Raw genomic sequence first — 13,672 nt, 5'->3', positions numbered from 1 at the left:
GGGGGGGGGGGGGGGGGGGGGGGGGCGGGCCCGGGGGGGGGGGGGGGGGGGGGGGGGCGCCGTTGCCGCCCCCCCCCCCCCCACCCGCTCCGGCCCGTCCCCTCCCGTTGAGGGGTGGTGGAAGGCCGGTGGGGCTTTGTGTAGGTGGTCCGCTGTGCCTTGTGGGGTGTGGAGGAAGGGGCTGCTGCCTGTGGGGGGTCAGGTCGGCGGGCGCACTATCGCGGCGGCTGTCGCGAACAGTTCCGTGAGGGTGCCGGCGAAGGTCGGCAGCAGCTGGAGGCAGACGGCCCAGGCCTCCGGGTCGTCGCCCAGGTGCTCCGCGGTCAGTGTGGCCGCCCGGGTCCGCAGCTTCTGCCGGTCCGCCTGCCGGACGGCCTGCTGGTTCGCCTGCCGGTCCGAGGGGTTGAGCAGGCGGAGGAGGTGGGACAGGCCCTGGTGTGCGGGGGCGGCATGGGTCAGGACGTCCTCCGGGGTGAGCGCGCCCCGCCGGAGGGCACGCTGGGGCCACGAGAGGTGGGAACGGCCGGGCTCCGGGATGCTCGACAGCAGCGCCACCAGCAGCTCGCGTGGGCAGTCCGCGAGCGCCGCGAGGTCACTGGCCGCAGCGGTGGCAAGCCTGCCGGAGCGGTGCGCAGCGATCAGCTCGGGCCAGGGCAACGGGACGCCCTCGCCGGCGAGTTTGTCCGGCTGGCTGCCGTCATGGCCCGGTGCCTTGCTGAGGAACGCCAGCAGCTTCTCCGGGTCCTCCTCGGCGGCCAGACGGGCGCGCAGCCGCTCCAGGCCGTCCGGGAGGCCGAGGAGCTTCTCGGTCTGCCGGCGGAGGGTGACCGGGAGCCGGTCCATCGCCAGGATCTCGCGCACCGCGTCCGGGCCGCCGCGCTCCCATACGGCCACCAGCAGCCGCAGCCGGGCCGCGGGTATCCGCAGCCGCAGCCGCCCGACGACGACCCGGGCCACGCCCAGGTCACCGGAGTCCAGGCCGGCGATGAGCCAGTGGCGGTAGTGGCCGAGGTTGGCCTCCCGCAGGACGTGCAGCAGCTCCTCGGGGACGGTGCGGGTGCCGCCGCCGCGCAGCCGCCCGGCGAGCATCCGCTCCCGCTCCGCCCGGTCGATCCGGCAGTGGAAGAACAGCTGGGCGTCGACCTGCGGTTCGTCGAGATCGAGGAGGTGGGTGAGCTTCTCGGGGGAGAGGGCGGAGGTGGCGGCCTGCGCGGCCAGCGCCGGTACCCCGTGCGCGGCGATCACCGCGTCCCGGACGGCCGGCGCCGGGTCGCCGTACACCAGGAGGTGCTGCACGGCCCGCGGGTCGAAGTGCGGCACGACGGCGATCTGCGCCTCCTCCGAGGCGCACTGGAACAGGCCCAGGAACCCGGCCCGGGACGCCTCGGGGGCCGTGGCCGGGAACACCGCCTCCAGGGGGCGGGGCCAGCTCGTGCTGCGCTTCCTGCGGGAGCCGGGTGAGGCGGCGTCCTCGACCAGTTCGGCGACGCTGCCCCGGGCCCGGCCCATCCGGGCGTACAGCGTCAGCCAGTTGACCGGGTCCGTGCCGAGCCGTTCGAGGAGTCCGGCGAGGGACTTGCGGGTCGGCTCGTGGTCGTACGGCAGCGCGTTCAGCACCTCCGTCGCCGGGCCCACCTCCGCCAGCACGCGGTCCACCGGCAGCCGGCCCGAACGGATGCCGCGCCCCAGGGTCTTGTCGAAGGGCACCTTGCCCGCCGCCGCCTCGGGCCCCACCAGCGCCTCGAAGGGCAGCTCGGCGGCGCTCCACGAAGTGCCCCACGGGTCGGCGCGGAAACACTCCATGACGAGGTCGTCGGGGCAGCCTTCCCACTGGGTGAACTGCGACAGGTGGTTGCCGCTCTGCCGGCGGCTCGTCCGGCCGGTCCCGAAGGGTAGGCGGGCGTGCTCGCGCCGGACGAGTTCCCAGTCCAGGGCGGCGGGCTTCGCGACCGCGCCGGCGCCGTCACGGACCCTCAGCAGGGCCCGCAGCGAGGCGGGGTCGGTCCACTCGCCGGCCGGGCGCCGCGCGCGCAGATACGCCTCCGGGTCGGCGTCGGCCGCCGCCGCCCGCATCATCTCCAGCAGCTCCGGGCGCCCGAAGTCGAAGTCCGCGGCCTGCTCGACCCCGTCGGCGAAGGCCACCAGCGCTGCGCCGCCCGCGAGGCGGACCATGGCCAGGCAGGCGTCGACGGCGACCGGCAGCGGGAGGAGCCGGGACAGCCGGACCAGGGTGAAGGAGACCAGTTGGGGGAACGGGCCGGTCAGCGCGGGAAGCAGCTCAGCGGGGGTGGCCTCCTTCTGGAGCAGCGGGACGAGGCCGTCCTCGGCTTCCCAGCGCGGGTCCGCGGGGTCGGCGGCACCCAGAATCGCCGGCAGCAGATCCGGCAGGTCCCTGGCGCGCCGGTTCCGCTGCGGGGAGGAGCGGTACCACGCCTTCCACACCGCGCGGGCGACCACCGGGTCGCCGCTCCCCGCCGCCCGTATCAGGAACGCCTCGGGATCGGCGTCCAGCGCGGCCCGCAGCGCCGCGCCGCCCGGTCCGGTCACCGCCTCCACGATCTCCTCCGGCAGCCCGAACCGGTCGGACAGCATGGCCAGCAGCTCCGGACGCTGCCGCTCGGCGAGGGCGTCGGCGGTGTCCGGCGCGGCGAGCCGCAGTGCCAGGCGGAGCGGGGCGGCGGAGCTGTGGGTCACGTGCGGAGGTCCCTTCGCGGGGCGGGAGAGCGGCCGTGCACGGACCGGCACTTGGCCGTTCCGCGACACACAGATCGTGGCACGGCCCACTGACAACGCGACGGTGCGCCGGACGCCCCCTCAGGGGCCGCCCGGCGCACCGTCGTTCCCACACGGAGAGCCGGTCCGGCCGGCCCCCGCGCGTCAGATCAGCTCGGCCGCCAGCGTGATGTTCTTGACGCCCGCCAGCGCCTGGCTCACCGGGCAGTTGGCCTTGGCGTCCTGGGCCGCCGCCTGGAAGTCCTCCTCCGACAGGCCGGGCACGCGGGCCTTGACGGTCAGCGCGATGCCGGTGATGCCCTCACCGGGCTGGAAGGTGACATCGGCCTGGGTGTCCAGGGCCTCGACGGTGTAGCCCTTGCCCGCCAGGCCGTGCGAGAAGGCCATCGAGTAGCAGGAGGAGTGGGCCGCCGCGATCAGCTCCTCGGGGCTGGTGACGCCGTTGGGCTGCTCCGCGCGGGCGGGCCAGTTCACGTCGTAGGTACCGACCTTGGAGGACTCCAGGGCGACGGTGCCCTTGCCCTCCAGGAGGTTGCCTTCCCAGTGGGTCTTGGCGGTGCGCGTGGTTGCCATGGTGCAGATCTCCCGGTTGTGGGCGAAAGCGGTTCCGCGTGCCAGCTTAGTGACCCCGGGACCACGCCGCGTCGGCCGCCGCCCGCCGTCCGCCGTCCGGCGGTGCGCGCAGGGAGCGGGACGGGCCCGGCGGGAGCGGCGGGCGGTGCTCCCGCCCCGGCCGCTGCAACCTCCCGTGGGTGCCGCCCGGTAGCATCCGAAGGCCGTACGCACCGTGTGGACGGCGGATGACCGGGAGGAGCCGACGTGGCGGGAGCACCGCAGGCCGACTGCCTGTTCTGCAAGATCGTGGCGAGGGAGGTGCCGGCGACCATCGTCCGGGAGACCGAGACCACCGTCGCGTTCCGCGACATCAACCCCCAGGCGCCGACGCACGTCCTGATCATCCCCAAGGTGCACTACCCGGACGCCGCGTCCCTCGCCGCCGCTGAGCCGCAGATCATCGCCGACATACTGCGGGAGTCCCAGGAGGTCGCCGCCGAGGAGAAGGTGGAGGACCGCGGCTACCGCGTCGTCTTCAACACCGGCTCCGGCGCGGGCCAGACCGTCTTCCACGCACATCTGCACGTGCTCGGCGGCCGCGGCCTCCAGTGGCCCCCCGGATAACCGCTCGTGTCCGTACGTGAACTGGTCGTCCTCGGCACCGCGAGTCAGGTCCCCACCCGGCACCGCAACCACAACGGGTATCTGCTGCGGTGGGACGGCCAGGGGCTGCTGTTCGACCCCGGCGAGGGAACCCAGCGGCAGATGCTGCGCGCCGGGGTCGCCGCCCACGACCTGAACCGGATCTGTGTCACGCACTTCCACGGTGACCACTCTCTGGGCCTGGCGGGGGTGATCCAGCGGATCAACCTCGACCGGGTGCCGCATCCGGTCACCGCCCACTACCCGGCCAGCGGCCAGCACTTCTTCGACCGGCTGCGCCACGCCACCGCCTACCGCGAGACGGTGCGGCTGGTCGAGCGGCCGGTCGCCGCCGACGGCGAGCTGGACCGCGCGGAGTCCTACGTCCTGGAGGCACGGCGGCTCTCGCACCCCGTCGAGTCGTACGGCTACCGCCTCGTGGAGCCGGACGCCACCCGGATGCTGCCGGAGCGGCTGGCGGAGCACGGCATCGCGGGGCCGGACGTCGGGCGGCTCAAACGGAACGGCGAGCTGAACGGCGTGACCCTCGACGAGGTCAGCGAGGTGCGGCGGGGCCAGCGGTTCGCGTTCGTCATGGACACCCGGCTGTGCGAGGGCGTGCACGCGCTCGCGGAGGGGGTGGACATGCTGGTGATCGAGTCGACGTTCCTGGACGAGGACGTCCAGCTGGCCGTGGACCACGGCCATCTGACCGCCGGGCAGGCCGCTGAGGTGGCCGCACGGGCCGGGGTGCGGCATCTGGTGCTGACGCACTTCTCGCAGCGCTACCCCGACCCCGCTGAGTTCGAGCGGCAGGCCCGCGCGGCGGGCTACACCGGCGAACTGACCATCGCCCAGGACCTGTCGCGGGTGCCGCTGCCCCCACGGCGCTGACCGGCGCGGCGCCGGGCCCGCGCGGCCGGACCGGGGCCCGGCGCGCGCGGGCGGCTCCGCCTACGGCAGGTAGTACATCGGGTTGGGCATCTTGAACGTCCGGTCCCCGGCGCCGCCGCGCAGATCGCTGTACTGGTCCCCGAAGTTGGCGACGATGTTGTAGCCCTGGGACTCGATGTGCTTGCGGGTGCCCGACTTGTACTCGATGGTCGTGCAGGTCTTGCCGCAGGGCAGGTAGGCCGGCGGGTGCTCCTTGTCCTTCAGGTAGACGTGCCCGCGGTCCAGCGGCACCCCGTAACCGACGTTCTTCAGGTTGCGGACGCTCCAGGCGCGCTGCGCCTCCTTGCGGCCGGTGAGGAAGAAGACCTCGGCGCCCTTGTCGTGGGCCCAGTTGACCAGCCGGTCCATGCCGAAGACCGGGTCCATGTCGGTGCTGGCCAGGTACTTGTCCTGGCTCTCCTCGGTGAAGTGGAAGCCGACCTGCAGCTCGTAGTTGTAGGTGAGCAGGCTCGTGTCGTCGATGTCCACGACGATGGCCGGCTTGGCCTTGCCGCCCGTCCGGCCGTGCCCCGCAAGGGTCTTGGACAGGTAGCCGCGGGCCTTGGCCTCGATGCCGCGGACCTGGCGGGCGTAGTTGCTGCGGGGGGAGGCGTAGTGCTCGCCGTCCGCCGTCACCGTGTCGCCGTAGTACGCCTTGATCTTGTCCTGCACCTGCGTGAGGTTGGGGATCTCCTTGTCGGTGCGCGGCACGGAGTGTTCGGCGGTGGCCTGGCCGATGCCGAAGACGGCGGTGCCGGCGACGAGGGCGGCGACCGTCGTGGCGCCGAGGCGGGCCCTCCGGGAGAGGGCGGGGCGGAAACGGGCGGGGCGGGGCATGCGCGGGACCTCCGGGAGACAGGGGCGGAACCAGTAGGTCTAACAGAGCCTCATCTCCGTATCTACGCGCGCAGATTCAACCCTTGGTAAAAGGTCGCCGCGGTGCGGGCGGCCGATCCGCAGCCACCGGCTCCCCGGAGTTGGCCCGCGGCGGCGGGCACCGCGGACGGGCCCGCGCGCGGCGGCCCCGGGCCGGAGATCACGGACCCGGCCGTGGTCCTGTGCCCGGTGGCCCGGCACGCGTACGGTGAGCACGGCTCAGTGGCGGTGCGCCACAGTGGTCCCGTAAGTGATCTTTGAAAGGGGCTGTCCCGATGGCACAGGAAGTGCGCGGCGTGATTGCGCCGGGGAAGAACGAACCGGTCCGGCTGGAGACCATCCTGGTGCCGGACCCGGGTCCCGGCGAGGCCGTGGTGAAGATCCAGACGTGCGGGGTGTGCCACACCGACCTGCACTACAAGCAGGGCGGCATCAACGACGACTTCCCGTTCCTGCTCGGGCACGAGGCGGCCGGCGTGGTGGAGTCGGTCGGCTCCGGCGTCACCGATGTGGCGCCCGGCGACTTCGTCGTCCTCAACTGGCGGGCGGTGTGCGGCCAGTGCCGCGCCTGTCTGCGCGGGCGCCCCCAGTACTGCTTCGACACCCACAACGCCCGGCAGAAGATGACCCTCAAGGACGGCACCGAGCTGAGCCCGGCACTGGGCATCGGCGCCTTCGCCGACAAGACACTGGTCGCCGCCGGACAGTGCACCAAGGTCAGCCCCGAGATCGCGCCCGCGGCGGCCGGCCTGCTGGGCTGCGGGGTGATGGCGGGCATCGGCGCCGCCCTCAACACCGGCAACGTGGGCCGCGGCGACACGGTCGCGGTCATCGGCTGCGGCGGCGTCGGCGACGCGGCCGTGACGGGGTCCCGGCTGGCCGGCGCGTCCAAGATCATCGCGGTGGACATCGACGACCGCAAACTGGAGACCGCGCGCTCCATGGGCGCCACCCACACGGTCAACTCCCGCTCCACCGACCCCGTCGAGGCGGTCCGCGAGCTGACCGGCGGCTTCGGCGCGGACGTCGTCATCGACGCGGTCGGCCGCCCGGAGACCTACCGGCAGGCGTTCTACGCCCGCGACCTGGCCGGCACAGTCGTCCTGGTGGGCGTCCCCACCCCGGACATGACCCTGGAACTCCCCCTCCTGGACGTCTTCGGCCGCGGCGGCGCCCTCAAGTCGTCCTGGTACGGCGACTGTCTGCCCTCCCGCGACTTCCCGATGCTGGTCGATCTCCACCTCCAGGGCCGGATCGACCTGGGCGCGTTCGTCACCGAGACCATCGGCATCGAGGACGTGGAACAGGCCTTCACGCGGATGCACGCCGGCGACGTGCTGCGTTCGGTGGTGACGCTCTGATGGCGGTCCGCGTCGACCACCTGGTCACCTCAGGAGCCTTCTCCCTCGACGGCGGCACCTGGGACGTCGACAACAACGTGTGGATCGTCGGCGACGACGACGAGGCGATCGTCATCGACGCCGCCCACGACGCCGACGCCATCGTCGCGGCCCTCGGCGGCCGGACGCTGCGCGCGATCATCTGCACCCACGGCCACAACGACCACATCGACGCCGCCCCGGCGCTCGCCTCCCGCACCGGCGCCCGCATCCATCTGCACCCCGCCGACCTGCCGTTGTGGAAGATGACCCACCCGGACACCCCGCCGGACGCGGAGCTGGCGGACGGGCAGGTGCTGACCATCGCCGGAACCGACCTGACCGTGCTGCACACCCCCGGCCACGCCCCCGGCGCGGTCTGCCTCCACGCGCCCGACCTGGGCACCGTCTTCACCGGAGACACCCTCTTCCAGGGCGGTCCCGGTGCCACCGGCCGGTCCTTCTCCGACTTCCCGACGATCGTCGCCTCGATCCGCGACCGGCTGCTGACCTTGCCGCCGGAGACCCGGGTCCGTACCGGGCACGGCGATCCGACGACGATCGGCACGGAGGCCCCGCACCTGGAGGAGTGGATCAAGCGGGGCCACTAAGGGGTGGGCGCTCGCGGCCCTTAGGGGGTGCGGGCGCCCCTTGCGGGCCACAACGCGGCGGGGGCGGAGGGTATTCCGGAGGGAGGCGCAGCCCGCCTCCCCGGGGGCCCACAGCTCCGTGCCCGCACGCCACCCCGTGCCTCCTCACCCCTCCCCGGCCGCCCGTTGCAGAATGCGGGCGGCCACCGCGGGGGAGTCCACCAGGGGGTGGAGGGCCAGGGCCCGTAGCGCGGCCTCCCGGTCCTTGAAGAGTGCGGCCTCCACCGTCGCCCGCTCCACCGCCTTGACCTGCAGCATCAGCCCCAACTGGTCCTCGCGCAGCGGCGCACAGGGCAGCGGCCGGGCGCCGCGCGCGCCCACCTCGCACACCGTCTCCACGATCGCGTCCGGCGCCAGCTGCGGCACCGTCGTCCCGTTGCGGACGTTCAGGATCAGCCGGGTGCCGCTGTCGCCCAGGATGCCGTGCATCAACGCCAGCGCCACCCGGTCGTAGCCGCCGCCCTCCAGGTCGTGACTGTCGCGCTGCCAGCCGCCGCTCGCCTCCCGGCTGTGCGCCATGTACGTCTCCTCGCGCTCCAGCCGGGTCCGCTCCCACAGCGCGTACACCGCGTCCGGGCCGCCCGCCGCAGCGGCCCGCGTGAAGAAGCCGCCCTGCTGCTGGTCGAGGAACTCGCCGCGGGTCTCCCGGGTGTCCCGTACGGAGTCGAGGGTCTCCCGGCGGAAGTAGTAGTAGTGCAGATACTCGTTCGGGAGCGCGCCCAGGGTCCGCAGCCAGTCCCCGCCGAACAGCCGGCCCTCCTCGAACGAGGCCAGCGCCGCGTCGTCCGCGAGCAGCCCCGGCAGCAGGTCCCTGCCGTCCACCGTCAACGACCGCAGCCAGCCCAGGTGGTTGAGCCCCACGTAGTCGAACCCGGCCCGCTCCGGGTCCCCGACGGCCGCCGGGTCCGCGCCGGCCGCCCGCGCCGCCCGGCGCACCAGCCCCACCGGCGAGTCACAGATCCCGAGGACCCGGTCGCCGAGCACCTGGGACATCGCCTCGGTCACCATGCCCGCCGGGTTGGTGAAGTTGATGACCCAGGCCTCCGGGGCGAGCGCCGCGACCCGCTCCGCGATGTGCAGCGCCACCGGAATCGTCCGCAGCCCGTAGAGGACACCGCCCGCACCGACCGTCTCCTGGCCGAGCACGCCCTCCGACAGCGGGATGCGTTCGTCGCGTACCCGGCCCGCCGTGCCCCCCACCCGGATCGCCGAGAAGACGAACCCGGCGCCCTCCAGCGCGTCGTCCAGACCGTCCGCGACCCGTACCGGCACCGGCGCCGGATGTCCCTGGGCCAGCCGCGCCAGGACCTCGGCGATCACCCCCACCCGGCGCGGATCGGTGTCGTGCAGCACCACCTCGGAGACGGCGCGCCCCGGGTCGTCCAGCAGGGCGCGGTAGACCAGCGGCACCCGGAAACCGCCCCCGCCCAGAATCGTGAGCCTCATGGGGCGGAACGTACCGCAGCATCAGGCACACTGGCGGCACGTGCCGATACGAGAGGAGCGAGCACGGTGAGCAGCCGACGCGAACACCCTCCGCAGGCGGGCCCGGCCGTGGTGCCGGCTGCCCTCGACCCGCTGGCCGGTGTGCGCGCCGACGGCGACCCGCGTACCGACGTCTACCTCACCGGCACGGTCTTCCTGGACATCATCTTCACCGGCCTGGACTCCGCGCCGGTCCGCGGCACCGAGTCCTGGGCCCGCGGCATGGGCTCCAGCCCCGGCGGCGTCGCCAACATGGCCACCGCGCTGGCCCGGCTCGGGCTGCGCACCTCACTCGCCGCGGCCTTCGGCGACGACCACTACGGCGAGTACTGCTGGGAGGCCCTCCAAGAGGGCGAGGGCATCGACCTGGCGCTCTCCCGCACCGTCCCCGGCTGGCACTCCCCGGTCACCGTCTCCATGGCCTACGAGGGCGAACGCACGATGGTCTCCCACGGCCACGAGGCACCCCCGCCCGACTTCGCCTTCGACGGCAAGCACGCCCCCGGCTGCCCGCCGCCGTCCCGCGCCTGCGTCGCCTCCCTGGTACCGGGCCGCCAGGAGGGCTGGCTGGGCTGCGCTGCCGGCCGCGGCAGCCGCATCTTCGCGGACGTGGGCTGGGACGACAGCGGCCGCTGGGACCCGGCCGACCTCGCCGACCTGGAGCACTGCGAGGCGTTCCTGCCGAACGCCGAGGAGGCCATGCGCTACACCCGCACGGACTGCCCGCGCGCGGCGGCCCGCAAGCTCGCCGACCGGGTGCCGCTCGCGGTGGTCACGCTGGGTGCCGAGGGCGCCTACGCGGTGGACGGACGGACCGGCGAGAGCGCCGAGGTGTCCGCCATCGCTGTGGACGCCCTGGACCCGACCGGCGCCGGCGACGTCTTCGTCGCGGGATTCGTCACCGGCACCCTGGCCGACTGGCCGCTGGCCGACCGGCTCGCGTTCTCGGGGCTGTGCGCCGCGCTGTCCGTGCAGGAGTTCGGCGGCTCGCTGTCCGCGCCGGGCTGGGCCGAGATCGCCGCCTGGTGGCAGCAGGTGCGGGCCTGCGAGGCGGGCGCCCCGGGCGTGCTGCGCCGCCGGTACGCCTTCCTGGACGAGGTGCTGCCCGCGGCGTACCGCCCCGCGCCGCTGGCCCGCGCCGTCCCCACGATCGGCTTCCGCCGCCCGGCCTGAGCCGCCGCGGGCCCGGCCCGGCCGCCCGCCGCGGCCGCCCAGGAGCCGGGGGCGCCCCCGCCGTCCCGCCCCCGGCAGGAAAAGCCCTCGGGCCTGTCAGTGCTCCGTCGTACTCTTGTATCCCAAGGAGTCGAGTGCAGGCAGGCACCTCTTATTAGCAAAGGATGGGGGTTGAGCAGGCCACCGAGCCGCCTTATGACTCAGACACCCACGCAACCGCAGGCGCGCGCCCAGTTCACCGTCCCGGCCAAGCACCCGATGGTGACGGTCCTGGGTTCCGGTGACTCCCTTCTGCGCGTGATCGAAAAGGCCTTCCCGGCGACCGACATCCACGTCCGGGGCAACGAAGTCAGCGCGGTCGGCGACGCCGCGGAAGTGGCCCTCGTCCAGCGCCTCTTCGACGAGATGATGCTGGTGCTCCGCACCGGACAACCGATGACGGAGGACGCAGTGGAACGGTCCATCGCCATGCTGCGCGCGGCGGAGGACGGCGAGGGCGCGGCGAGCGAGACACCCGCCGAGGTGCTCACCCAGAACATCCTGTCCAACCGCGGCCGCACGATCCGGCCCAAGACCCTCAACCAGAAGCGCTACGTCGACGCCATCGACGAGCACACCGTGGTCTTCGGCATCGGCCCGGCGGGCACCGGCAAGACCTACCTCGCCATGGCCAAGGCCGTCCAGGCGCTCCAGGCCAAGCAGGTCAACCGCATCATCCTGACCCGCCCCGCCGTCGAGGCCGGTGAGCGGCTCGGCTTCCTGCCCGGCACGCTCTACGAGAAGATCGACCCCTATCTGCGCCCGCTCTACGACGCGCTGCACGACATGCTCGACCCCGACTCCATCCCGCGCCTGATGGCCGCCGGGACGATCGAGGTCGCGCCGCTGGCGTACATGCGGGGCCGGACCCTGAATGACGCCTTCATCATCCTCGACGAGGCGCAGAACACGAACCCCGAGCAGATGAAGATGTTCCTCACCCGCCTCGGGTTCGAATCGAAGATCGTCATCACCGGCGACGTCACCCAGGTCGACCTCCCGGGCGGGACGAAGAGCGGTCTGCGCCAGGTCCGGGAGATCCTGGACGGCGTCGACGACGTGCATTTTTCCCTGCTCACCAGCCAGGACGTGGTCCGGCACAAGCTCGTCGGCCGTATCGTCGACGCCTACGAGAAGTACGACAGCCGCAACGGCGCGTGAGCCCCGCCGGCCGGCCGACCCGGCCGGCCGGCGGCGCACGACCCCGCGGTCCCAGCAACCATCGGGCCGGGCCCGAGAAGCGAGAAGCACCTCCCTCATGTCCATCGACGTCAACAACGAGTCCGGCACGGAGATCGACGAGCAGGCCATCCTGGATGTCGCCCGCTACGCCGTCGCCCGGATGCGTATCCACCCGCTCTCCGAGCTGTCCGTGATCGTCGTGGACGCCGAGGCCATGGAGCAGCTGCACATCCAGTGGATGGACCTGCCGGGACCGACCGATGTCATGTCCTTCCCGATGGACGAGCTGCGCCCGCCGGCCAAGGACGACGAGGAGCCCCCGCAGGGCCTCCTCGGTGACATCGTGCTCTGCCCCGAGGTCGCCAAGAGGCAGGGCGAGGAGGCGCCGACCGGGCACAGCATGGACGAGGAGCTGCAGCTGCTCACCGTCCACGGGGTGCTCCACCTCCTCGGCTACGACCACGAGGAGCCGGACGAGAAGGCCGAGATGTTCGGCCTGCAGGCGGCGATCATCGACGGCTGGCGCACGGAGCGGGGGCTGACCGGCCCCTCCCCGGCCCCCACCGTGACCTGACGGGACGGCCCGATGACCACTCAGCTGATCGCGGTCGCGGTCCTGCTCGTCGTGATCGCCTGGCTCGCCGCCTGTGCGGAGGCCGGTCTCGCCCGGACGACCAGTTTCCGGGCCGAGGAAGCCGTCCGCTCCGGCCGCCGCGGCAGCGCCAAGCTCGCCGCCGTCGCCGCCGACCCCACCCGCTACCTCAATGTCGCCCTGCTGGTGCGGGTCGGCTGCGAGATGGCCGCCGGGGTCCTGGTGACGTACGCCTGTCTGCGCTCCTTCGACGCGACCTGGGAGGCGCTGACCGTCGCCATCGCCGTGATGGTGCTGGTCTCCTATGTCGCCGTCGGTGTCTCGCCGCGCACCATCGGCCGCCAGCACCCGCTGAACACCGCCACCGCGGCGGCCTACGTCCTGCTGCCGCTGGCCCGGATCATGGGACCCATCCCGCAGCTGCTGATCCTCCTGGGCAACGCGCTGACCCCCGGCAAGGGCTTCCGCAAGGGCCCCTTCGCCTCCGAGGCCGAGCTGCGCTCCCTGGTGGACCTCGCGGAGAAGGAGTCGCTGATCGAGGACGAGGAGCGCCGGATGGTGCACTCCGTCTTCCAGCTCGGCGACACCCTCGTCCGCGAGGTGATGGTGCCGCGCACGGACCTGATCTCCGTCGAGCGGTTCAAGACCATCCGCCAGGCGCTGACCCTCGCCCTGCGCTCCGGTTTCTCCCGTATCCCGGTGACCGGCGAGAACGAGGACGACATCGTCGGCGTGGTCTACCTCAAGGACCTGGCCCGCAAGGTGCACATCAGCCGGGACGCCGAGACCGAGCTGGTCTCCACGGCCATGCGCCCCGCCGTATTCGTCCCCGACACCAAGAATGCCGGTGATCTGCTGCGGGAAATGCAGCAGGACCGCAATCATGTGGCGGTGGTGATCGATGAATACGGCGGCACCGCCGGCATTGTCACGATCGAGGACATCCTGGAAGAGATCGTCGGCGAGATCACCGATGAATACGACCGTGAGCTGCCGCCCGTCGAGGAGCTCGGCGAGGGCCGCTATCGCGTCACCTCCCGGCTGGACATCGGCGACCTCGGTGAGCTGTACGGCCTCGCCGAGCTGGACGACGAGGACGTCGAGACGGTCGGCGGGCTGCTCGCCAAGCTCCTGGGCCGGGTCCCGATCGCCGGGGCCACCGCCGAAGTAGATCTCTCCGACGACGCCTCCGACCCGGGCCTGAAGGCGCTGCGGCTGACCGCGGAGTCACCGGGCGGCCGCCGGAACAAGATCATCACGGTGCTGTGCGAGCCGGTGCGCCCGGCGGGCGCGAGCGCCGCCGAGGAGTCCTCGGCGGGCGGCCGCTCGGCCGGCTGAACATCCGGGGAATTCGCTGCGTAATTCCTGGCGATACCGGGAACATTTCCGGCTGCCGCACTTCGGGCGGCTACTTATCTCCAGTGCAGCAGAAA

At 72.9% G+C, this 13,672-nt stretch carries 12 protein-coding genes; 8 read left to right on the top strand and 4 right to left on the bottom strand.

From position 1 onward, the window contains the following. Positions 1–198 precede the first annotated feature (198 nt). Both ACGFN2_RS13130 and ACGFN2_RS13125 read right to left on the bottom strand, forming a co-directional pair. Entirely contained in the window at positions 199–2,694 is a 2,496-nt protein-coding gene (locus ACGFN2_RS13130; RefSeq protein WP_393359833.1) for a hypothetical protein, read from the bottom strand. A 183-nt stretch (positions 2,695–2,877) separates the two neighbouring features. Next, complete coding sequence (locus tag ACGFN2_RS13125; protein WP_042155497.1) at positions 2,878–3,306, bottom strand: OsmC family protein; 429 nt, start codon at positions 3,304–3,306, stop codon at positions 2,878–2,880. 246 nt (positions 3,307–3,552) lie between these two features. Here ACGFN2_RS13125 and ACGFN2_RS13120 point away from each other — a divergent pair, with 246 nt between their 5' ends. Both ACGFN2_RS13120 and ACGFN2_RS13115 read left to right on the top strand, forming a co-directional pair. Next, positions 3,553–3,912, top strand: a complete 360-nt coding sequence (locus ACGFN2_RS13120; protein ID WP_362612043.1) for a histidine triad nucleotide-binding protein — start codon at positions 3,553–3,555, stop codon at positions 3,910–3,912. A gap of 6 nt (positions 3,913–3,918) precedes the next feature. Next, positions 3,919–4,824: a ribonuclease Z gene (locus tag ACGFN2_RS13115; protein ID WP_362612042.1), complete on the top strand. Its 906-nt coding sequence runs from the start codon at positions 3,919–3,921 to the stop codon at positions 4,822–4,824. A 60-nt stretch (positions 4,825–4,884) separates the two neighbouring features. On the opposite strand, the gene ACGFN2_RS13110 is transcribed toward ACGFN2_RS13115, so the two are convergent. Beyond that, positions 4,885–5,700 (bottom strand): HAD family acid phosphatase, encoded by an 816-nt coding sequence (locus tag ACGFN2_RS13110; RefSeq protein ID WP_393359830.1) that lies wholly within the window; start codon positions 5,698–5,700, stop codon positions 4,885–4,887. Positions 5,701–6,014: 314 nt separating this feature from the next. Here ACGFN2_RS13110 and ACGFN2_RS13105 point away from each other — a divergent pair, with 314 nt between their 5' ends. Both ACGFN2_RS13105 and ACGFN2_RS13100 read left to right on the top strand, forming a co-directional pair. Beyond that, positions 6,015–7,100, top strand: a complete 1,086-nt coding sequence (locus ACGFN2_RS13105; RefSeq protein ID WP_393359828.1) for an S-(hydroxymethyl)mycothiol dehydrogenase — start codon at positions 6,015–6,017, stop codon at positions 7,098–7,100. Next, positions 7,100–7,729 (top strand): MBL fold metallo-hydrolase, encoded by a 630-nt coding sequence (locus ACGFN2_RS13100; RefSeq protein ID WP_393359826.1) that lies wholly within the window; start codon positions 7,100–7,102, stop codon positions 7,727–7,729. Before ACGFN2_RS13105 ends, ACGFN2_RS13100 begins: the two co-directional genes overlap by 1 nt. Before the next feature lie 144 nt (positions 7,730–7,873). Here ACGFN2_RS13100 and ACGFN2_RS13095 read toward each other — a convergent pair whose 3' ends face one another. After that, positions 7,874–9,214: a 6-phospho-beta-glucosidase gene (locus ACGFN2_RS13095; RefSeq protein WP_393359824.1), complete on the bottom strand. Its 1,341-nt coding sequence runs from the start codon at positions 9,212–9,214 to the stop codon at positions 7,874–7,876. A gap of 66 nt (positions 9,215–9,280) precedes the next feature. On the opposite strand from ACGFN2_RS13095, the gene ACGFN2_RS13090 reads away from it, so the two are divergent. From ACGFN2_RS13090 to ACGFN2_RS13075, 4 genes are all read left to right on the top strand, one after another. Next, positions 9,281–10,426 carry a carbohydrate kinase family protein gene (locus tag ACGFN2_RS13090; RefSeq protein WP_393359822.1) on the top strand — a complete coding sequence of 382 codons (1,146 nt, stop codon included), beginning with the start codon at positions 9,281–9,283 and terminating at the stop codon, positions 10,424–10,426. 195 nt (positions 10,427–10,621) lie between these two features. Beyond that, entirely contained in the window at positions 10,622–11,626 is a 1,005-nt protein-coding gene (locus ACGFN2_RS13085) for a PhoH family protein (protein ID WP_393359820.1), read from the top strand. 97 nt (positions 11,627–11,723) lie between these two features. Then, positions 11,724–12,221, top strand: a complete 498-nt coding sequence (ybeY, locus tag ACGFN2_RS13080; protein WP_362612031.1) for an rRNA maturation RNase YbeY — start codon at positions 11,724–11,726, stop codon at positions 12,219–12,221. Between the two features lie 12 nt (positions 12,222–12,233). Continuing rightward, positions 12,234–13,577, top strand: a complete 1,344-nt coding sequence (locus ACGFN2_RS13075) for a hemolysin family protein (RefSeq protein ID WP_362612029.1) — start codon at positions 12,234–12,236, stop codon at positions 13,575–13,577. The last annotated feature ends 95 nt before the right edge of the window (positions 13,578–13,672 follow it).

The sequence above is a fragment of the Streptomyces sp. NPDC048612 genome (assembly GCF_043199295.1).
Classification (GTDB): domain Bacteria; phylum Actinomycetota; class Actinomycetes; order Streptomycetales; family Streptomycetaceae; genus Streptomyces.
This window is presented reverse-complemented; position numbering and strand designations above follow the sequence as displayed.